Consider the following 6,006-nt stretch of genomic DNA (forward strand, 5'->3'; position numbering starts at 1 on the left):
GGCTCGTGACAGCACCGCAGAGGCTAGACCAGCTAGACCAACTCGACCAGGTCCGCGATCGACTTGACCACCCGGGTCGGCCGGTACGGGAAGCGCTCCACGTCGGAGGCGGAGGTCAGCCCGGTGAGCACCAGGATGGTCTCCATGCCCGCCTCCATGCCCGCGACGATGTCGGTGTCCATCCGGTCGCCGATCATCACGGCGGTCTCCGAGTGGGCCCCGGCGGTGTTCAGCGCCTCGCGCATCATCAGCGGGTTGGGCTTGCCGACGAAGTACGGCTCGACGCCGGTCGCCTTGGTGATCAGGGCCGCCACCGAGCCGGTGGCCGGCAGCACGCCCTCGGTGGAGGGGCCGGTCTCGTCCGGGTTGGTGCAGATGAACCGGGCGCCCTGGTTGATCAGGCGGATCGCCTTGGTGAGCGCCTCGAAGGAGTAGGTCCGGGTCTCGCCGAGGACCACGAAATCGGGCTCGCTGTCGGTCAGCACGTACCCGACGTCGTGCAGGGCCGTGGTGAGACCCGCCTCGCCGATCACGTACGCGGTGCCACCCGGCCGCTGGGTTCCGAGGAACTTGGCGGTGGCCAGCGCCGAGGTCCAGATGTTCTCGGCCGGGATGTCGAGCCCCATCCGGGCGAGCCGGGCCTGGAGGTCACGCTGGGTGTAGATCGAGTTGTTGGTCAGCACCAGGAACGGCTTGCCGGACTCCCGCAGCTTGCTGATGAACTCGGCGGCCCCCGGGATCGGGGTGCCCTCGTGGATGAGGACCCCGTCCATGTCGGTCAGCCACGCCTCGATGGGCTTGCGCTCTGCCACGTCGGTGTCTCCCTCGATCTTGCAACGGTTCTGAACGATCTCGCACATCGCTCCGGACCGGACAGCCTCGGCCGGCCGGGCACCACAGGCTGCCCCAACGCCGACCAGCGTAGTCGCCCCACGATGTCGCCAGGGAGACCGCTGCCTCCACTCCAGCTGGACCCGCCTTTCCAGTGCCCTGGCGGCGGAGACCCTCCGGGCCAAACGATCTCGAACTGCGCGGCACTCCCGCCGGCCTCGCTCCGCCGGGGACGCTTGCCCGCTCGCACCCGAACACACGCGTCATCATCGCGTCCTGCCGAATTCTCAACGGCGGGATGCGGCCGCGACCGCCGTCAGGCGCGTGAGAACGCCATGGCCACACACCACGGCGATACGCGGTCGCCTGTCAATGCGTCAGTCACCTACCCGGCACCCGACGGACACGTGCCACCTAAGGCGTCATCGTCCACGCACCAGTGAGCGGGCCGCCAGCGCGGCGTGCTGGCTTACGGGACCCGGATGGCGCCTTCCGGGTGGGGCACGCAGCGAGGTGGCCCGGCCGCTGGCTGCGGTGTCGCGGCCAAGCAGACGCCCGTGCCAACACGAGTGCTGCCAGCGTGAGACAGGGCCGTCGACGGCAGCTCCTTCAGGGTCGCTGTCGAGCGTCGGTCACCGACGCCGGCGACCACAACGGTGAGCGGCTCGGGCACGGGTCGGTGGGGTAGCCACTGACCGCGGACCCGAGCCGCTGGCGGGGAAGTAGGTACAGGAACTTAGCCGCGCGTGCCCGTCTTCGCGTCGAGCTCGGCGAAGAACTCGTCGGCGATCGCCCGAGCCCGCGGACCGTCGGCGACCGGCTCACCGACGATGCGGCCCGCCAGGTCACCAGCGAGACGGATCACGTCTTCACGCAGCTCGGCCTCGGCGATGACCCGGTCGGCCTCGAGCTGGACCTTGGCTTCCGACACCATGCGGTCCCGCACCTCCTGCCCCTCGGACCGAAGCTGCGCAAGCAGAGCCGCCCCCTCCTCGGTGGCGGTCTGCCGGATCTGCGCGGCCTCGTGCCGGGCGGCGGCGAGCTCCGACTGAAACTCCTCGTGGACGCGCTGAGCTTCGGCGCGGGCCGCCTCAGCCCTTTCGACGCCGCCTTCGGTGGCGTCCTGGCGTTCCGCCAGGGTCTTCTCGATACGAGGAAGCAGCAGCTTCCCGAGAACTCCGAAAATCAGGAAAAAGCAGACAAGTCCGACGACAAGCTGAGGTACATCCGGCTCCAATGGTCCCATGCTCATATGGTAGTTGAGAGGCCATCGATGACCTTGGGCGGATCCCCGCCAACCGCTTCCTCCGTTACCATTCCGGCCGCGCGGGTCGCACCGCCCTGCGGGTCCACCAAGATGAACGACCCGGTCGCCGGGTGGAGGGAGAACCCGTCCACCGGGAGAGGCTCCGCAGTCTTGATCTCGACCATCCCGATGTCGTTGACGTCGAGCCTGCCATCGGCTGGCTCGTACACGAGGTCATCCAGCCTGAGCCGTGCAGAGACGGCCCTGACGACGGCGCGTACCGTGCGCGTCGTGTGCTTCAGCAGGACCCTGTCACCGGCCCGCAGTGGCGGATCGACCAGATTGCACACAGTGGCCGTGACGGCATCGCGCAGGGATGGCGCGTTCTCGGCCGATGCAATCAGGTCACCGCGCGCGACATCCAGCTCATCCGCGAGGACAATGCTGACCGACTGCGGCGCCGCCGCCGACTGCACGGGTCGCCCGAGCATGTCGATCCCTCGTATCGTGCTGGTCTTCCCGGAGGGGAGAACGGCCACGGCATCGCCGACCCGCAGGGCGCCGGAGGTGATCCTCCCGGCATACGCACGGTAGTCCGGGTGCTCCTTGGTGCGAGGTCGGATGACGTACTGCACGGGGAAGCGGGCCGCCCCGCTGTCAGGCTCGGCCCGTGCGGGCAGCATCTCCAGGAGCTCCAGCAGCGCCGGACCTTCGTACCAAGCCATGTGGGGGGGACCGGTGAACCACGTTGTCGCCCGAGAGTGCCGAAATGGGGATGGTCGTGGCTTCCGGGAGGCCAAGTGCGGCGGTGCGGCTCGCGAACTCCGAGGCCATACCCCTGAAGACCGCCTCGTCGTGGTCGACCAGGTCCATCTTGTTGACGGCGAGAACGATCCGAGGCGTCCGCAGCAGGGCAGCTATCGCCGCGTGCCGCCAGGTCTGTTCGCTCATTCCTCGGCGGGCGTCCACGAGGAGGACCGCAACGTCGGCGTTGGAGGCTCCCGTGACCATGTTGCGGGTGTACTGGGCATGGCCCGGAGTGTCGGCGAGGATGAACCTGCGTCTGGCGGTGCTGAAGTAGCGGTATGCGACATCGATGGTGATGCCTTGCTCGCGCTCGGCGCGAAGGCCGTCAGTCAGCAGGGCGAGGTCCGGGACGTCGAGACCGCGGGTGCGGGAGGCGTACTCGACGGACTCCCATTGGTCACTGAGGATCGACTTGGAGTCGTGGAGCAGTCGTCCGACCAGCGTCGACTTGCCGTCATCGACGGATCCTGCAGTCACGACCCGAAGCTGGGAGACGAGGTCGGAACGGATGTCCTCGGTGGGCATGGTCAGAAGTACCCCTCGCGCTTGCGGTCTTCCATGGAGGTCTCGGAAAGCTTGTCGTCGGCCCGGGTTGCACCACGTTCTGTCCGACGGGACAGCGTGATCTCCCGGATGACCTGGTCGACGGTGACGGCGGTGGACTCGACCGCGCCGGTACACGACATGTCGCCGACCGTGCGGTAGCGAACCATGAGCGTTCGGGCAGCCTCGTCGAGCTTCGGGCCTCCCCAGTCGCCGAGGGCGAGCCACATGCCTGACCTGGCGAACACCTCGCGCTCATGGGCGAAGTAGATGCTCGGCAGGTCGATTCCCTCCCGGGCGATGTACTGCCAGACGTCCAGTTCGGTCCAGTTGGACAGCGGGAAGATCCTCAGGTGCTCACCCGGTGCGATCCGCTCGTTGTACAGCTGCCACAACTCGGGGCGCTGCCGGCGTGGGTCCCAGCCGCCGAACTCGTCCCGGACCGAGAAAACGCGCTCCTTGGCACGAGCTTTGTCCTCGTCACGGCGTCCGCCGCCGAGGACGGCGTCGAAGCGGTTCTCCTCGATCGCGGTGAGCAGTGGCAGGGTCTGCAGGGTGTTGCGCATCCCGTCCGGGCGCTCCCGCTGCAGACCACGGTCGATCGACTCCTGCACCGCGACCACGAGCAGGCGCAGCTGGTGGGCGGCGGTGAACCGGTCGCGGAAGCTGATGACTTCGGGGAAGTTGTGGCCGGTGTCGATGTGCAGGAGAGTGAAGGGCGGAGGCGCGGGGGCGAACGCCTTGAGGGCAAGGTGGACCATGACGATGGAGTCCTTGCCACCGGAGAAGAGGATCGCCGGCCGTTCGAAACCGCCGGCGGCCTCCCGGAGGATGTGGACCGCCTCCGACTCCAGTAGATCCAAGTGGGTGAGCTTCTGCTCGGTATCGGGCTCGCGGGTGTCGAGGACTGCGGTCATGCCAGCCCCTTCGCGATCAGGAGGTCGAGGAGCAGGCCCGCCGATTCCTCGACCGTCTGTCCGCGGGTGTCGATGCGCAGGTCTGCAACGGTCGGTGGCTCGTACGGGTCGTCGGCACCGGTCAGGCCGGTGAGCTCGCCGGCCGCGTACCGTCCGTACAGACCCTTGACGTCCCGGGCGGCGCACTCCTCGACGGCGACCAGCGACGCCGAGAGCGCCACCCCACCTTGAACGTGCCATGCTCACGGCACGCCCGGTCCAGATCCCGAAGAGTCTGCTGCAACACGTGCGAGGGGGCGTCGGCCAGCCACGGGAACTCCCGCTTCGCCTCCGCCAGCTCGGCGGCCTGCGGCACGTAGTTCATCCACGCCCCACGCCGCCGGTACTCCCGCCGCTGCTCCAGGGCAGTGTTCCATACCGACCGGCAGATGTTGCCGAACGTCTCGCACAACTCGGCCTGATCACCGCTGAGTTCAAGACGGTAACGTCGCCCCGACAGCATAGGAACACCCCCCTTCGGTAGCTGCGACCAACATAGTGCACGCCACCGACAACGCAGCGATCTCCGCCGCTTCGCGGCTCCGAGCCAAAGATGGGCTAACCCCCAGCCAAAGCAGGGGGTCTGCGCCCAAGAGTTCAGATCAACCGCCTACTCGCGACCGACACCTCGATGTGGACCGACAGCGTGTGGGTCGTCGACTCCACGCCGGTGGAATGCGGGCGCTCACGTGAGACGGCCAAGCGCTCCGACCTGGCCGGCTGGGCCGAGTACGGCTACTGCGCCAGCCACTCCCGCTACTTCTGGGGACTTCGCCTGCACCTGGTGTGCACCCTGCACGGCCTGCCCGTCGCCTTCGCGCTGACCGGCGCGAAGGCGGACGAGCGCGAGACCCTGCTCGGCTTGCTCCATGCCGAGCCCGACCTCGCCGCCTCCCGCCCGGGCCAGACCCTGATCGGCGACCGGCAGTACTACGGCCGCGCCTTCGAACACGAGCTGGCCGAGTGGGGCGTCCGGTTGCTGCGGCCGGCCCGCAAGGGCGAGCCCTTGCGGGCCGGCTCCGCTCTGTTCAAGCCACTGCGGCAGATCATCGAGTCCGTCAACCAGACCTTCAAGGCCCAGCTCGACCTCGAACGCCACCAGGGCCGCACCCAGGGCGGAGTGATGGTCCGCGTCCTGCAACGCGTCCTCGCCCTGACCTGCGCGATCTGGCACAACGACGACGCCTGCCAGCCCGTCATGCGCTCGCTGACCGCCTACGACCACTAACCCTTCGCATCATTCATCTAGACAACCGACCACGTGTTGCAACGACCGCTAGAAACCGCCCCTCCGCCCCGGGGATCGGCGTGCCCTCGTGGATGAGGACACCGTCCATGTCGGTCAGCCAGGACTCGATGGGCTTGCGGTCTGCCACGTGCGTGTCTCCCGAAGTGTTGCAGCGTCTTGCGTGGGGCCCTGACGCGGCACGGCCTAATACTGCAACCGCAGTTATGGGGTGTGGCCTCGGCGTTTGTAGTGGCTGCGGCGGGCCCGGGTCTGGCTACGCCGTCGCCAGTATGACCAGCACAGATGGTGTGCGGCGGTGAGGCAGTGAGGGTGGAGGAGCAGGCCGATGAGTCGGCGGATCTCCGCGACGGACAGGGGTATCAGGCGGTCGTGGC

General features: G+C 68.1%; 4 protein-coding genes and 4 pseudogenes. 1 reads left to right on the top strand and 7 read right to left on the bottom strand.

Annotation, left to right across the window (positions count from 1 at the left end; all coding sequences use genetic code 11):
* Positions 1-32: 32 nt before the first annotated feature.
* The 6 genes and pseudogenes from ACFQ87_RS23750 to ACFQ87_RS23775 all read right to left on the bottom strand — a co-directional run bounded on the left by ACFQ87_RS23750 (position 33) and on the right by ACFQ87_RS23775 (position 4,846).
* Entirely contained in the window at positions 33-812 is a 780-nt protein-coding gene (locus ACFQ87_RS23750; RefSeq protein ID WP_380612795.1) for an HAD-IIA family hydrolase, read from the bottom strand.
* A 755-nt stretch (positions 813-1,567) separates the two neighbouring features.
* The gene (atpF, locus tag ACFQ87_RS23755) at positions 1,568-2,077 is read right to left on the bottom strand and encodes a F0F1 ATP synthase subunit B (RefSeq protein WP_380612796.1); all 510 of its coding nucleotides are present in this window, start codon (positions 2,075-2,077) and stop codon (positions 1,568-1,570) included.
* 2 nt (positions 2,078-2,079) lie between these two features.
* Positions 2,080-3,409 (bottom strand): annotated as a pseudogene (locus ACFQ87_RS23760) (sulfate adenylyltransferase subunit 1).
* Between the two features lie 2 nt (positions 3,410-3,411).
* Positions 3,412-4,344 carry a sulfate adenylyltransferase subunit CysD gene (gene cysD / locus ACFQ87_RS23765; protein ID WP_380612797.1) on the bottom strand — a complete coding sequence of 311 codons (933 nt, stop codon included), beginning with the start codon at positions 4,342-4,344 and terminating at the stop codon, positions 3,412-3,414.
* A pseudogene (locus tag ACFQ87_RS23770) lies at positions 4,341-4,538 on the bottom strand (adenylyl-sulfate kinase); the annotation flags it as partial. The gene cysD and the pseudogene ACFQ87_RS23770, both read right to left, overlap by 4 nt.
* Positions 4,466-4,846: a helix-turn-helix domain-containing protein gene (locus tag ACFQ87_RS23775; protein ID WP_380612798.1), complete on the bottom strand. Its 381-nt coding sequence runs from the start codon at positions 4,844-4,846 to the stop codon at positions 4,466-4,468. The pseudogene ACFQ87_RS23770 and the gene ACFQ87_RS23775, both read right to left, overlap by 73 nt.
* 144 nt (positions 4,847-4,990) lie before the next feature.
* Here ACFQ87_RS23775 and ACFQ87_RS23780 point away from each other — a divergent pair.
* Positions 4,991-5,611 (top strand): annotated as a pseudogene (locus tag ACFQ87_RS23780) (IS982 family transposase); the annotation flags it as partial.
* Between the two features lie 25 nt (positions 5,612-5,636).
* Here the strand turns inward: ACFQ87_RS23780 and ACFQ87_RS23785 are convergent.
* A pseudogene (locus ACFQ87_RS23785) lies at positions 5,637-5,759 on the bottom strand (TIGR01457 family HAD-type hydrolase); the annotation flags it as partial.
* Between the last annotated feature and the right edge of the window lie 247 nt (positions 5,760-6,006).

The organism is Kitasatospora sp. NPDC056531 (genome assembly GCF_042794375.1).
In the GTDB taxonomy this organism is placed as follows: domain Bacteria; phylum Actinomycetota; class Actinomycetes; order Streptomycetales; family Streptomycetaceae; genus Kitasatospora.